The sequence below is a fragment of the Streptomyces silaceus genome, from assembly GCF_001419745.1.
Taxonomy (GTDB): domain Bacteria; phylum Actinomycetota; class Actinomycetes; order Streptomycetales; family Streptomycetaceae; genus Streptomyces; species Streptomyces silaceus.
In genome coordinates this window covers 1-1337 of record NZ_LIRJ01000657.1, presented here as the reverse complement: position 1 = coordinate 1337, position 1337 = coordinate 1, and the positions used below count along the sequence as shown (strand labels likewise).

The 1337-nt window shown below is 75.5% G+C and carries 1 protein-coding gene; it reads left to right on the top strand.

All coding sequences use genetic code 11. The features are described from left to right. Nucleotides 1–85 precede the first annotated feature (85 nt). On the top strand, nt 86–1337 hold a 1252-nt coding region (locus AOK22_RS38330), incomplete at its 3' end, for a gamma-glutamyltransferase (RefSeq protein WP_208606511.1).

The window sequence follows — 1337 nt, the reverse complement described above, 5'->3', positions numbered from 1 at the left end:
GGCTTGAGGGGGGATGAGGGCGGGGGCCGTGGTCGGTGCCGAATGACTGCTGACGTGCGTGGCGTGCGGAGTTAGCCTGCGGATCATGTTCACGACGCGTCCCACCCTGCAGGGCACCTTCGGCATGGTGTCGTCCACCCACTGGCTCGCCTCCCAGTCCGCGATGGCCGTACTGGAGGACGGGGGCAACGCCTTCGACGCCGCGGTCGCCGCGGGGTTCGTCCTGCACGTGGTCGAACCGCACCTCAACGGACCCGCCGGCGAGGTCCCGATCGTCCTCGCGCCCGCCGGGGGCGAGGTCCGCGTCCTCTGCGGCCAGGGAGGCGCGCCCGCCGGCGCCACCGTGGCCCACTACCGCTCCCTGGGCCTCGACCTGGTGCCCGGCACCGGGCCGCTCGCCGCCGCCGTGCCCGGCGCGTTCGACGCGTGGATGCTGCTCCTGCGGGACCACGGCACGAAGTCCCTCGCCGATGTCCTCGCGTACGCGATCGGGTACGCGGAGGACGGGCACGCGCCCGTCGAGCGGGTCGGCGAGACGGTGGCGACCGTGCGGGAGCTCTTCGAACGGGAGTGGCCCTCGTCCGCCGAGGTCTACCTGCCCGGGGGCCGGCCGCCCCGGCCCGGCGAACTGTTCCGCAATCCCGCGCTCGCGGCGACGTGGCGGCGGTTGCTGGCGGAGGCCGAGGCGGAAGCGGAGGCGCGGGTACAGGCCGGGGCCTCGGGTGGGGGCGAGGGCGGTACGGGGGACGACCTGCGCGTCGCGCAGATCGAGGCCGCGCGCGAGGTGTGGCGCGGCGGGTTCATCGCCGAGGCGCTCGTGCGGCAGGCCGGGCGGCCCACGCTGGACACCAGCGGTACGCGGCACGTGGGGACGCTCTCCGCCGACGATCTGCGCGGGTGGTCCGCCTCCTACGAGGACCCCGTCACGTACGACTGGAACGGCTGGACCCTGTGCAAGGCGGGGCCCTGGAGCCAGGGCCCCGCCCTCCTCCAGCAGCTCGCCCTCCTGCCGAAGGATCCCGCGGACCTGCCCGCGTACGGATCCGCCGAGTACGTCCATCTCCTCGTCGAGGGCTGCAAGTTGGCGATGGCCGACCGGGAGGCCTGGTACGGCGACGCGGGGGCCGGGGCGGCCGATGACGTGCCGGTGCGCGAGCTGCTGTCCGCCGAGTACAACGCGGTGCGGCGCCGGCTCATCGGGGAGAAGGCGTCGTACGAGCTGCGGGCCGGGGCGCCAGGCGGGCGCGAGCCCCGGCTCTCCGCGCACGCGCTGGCCGTCGCTTCGGGCGAGGTGGGGGTGGCGGACGCGAGCCGTGGCCCCGGTGCGGCGATGGGGG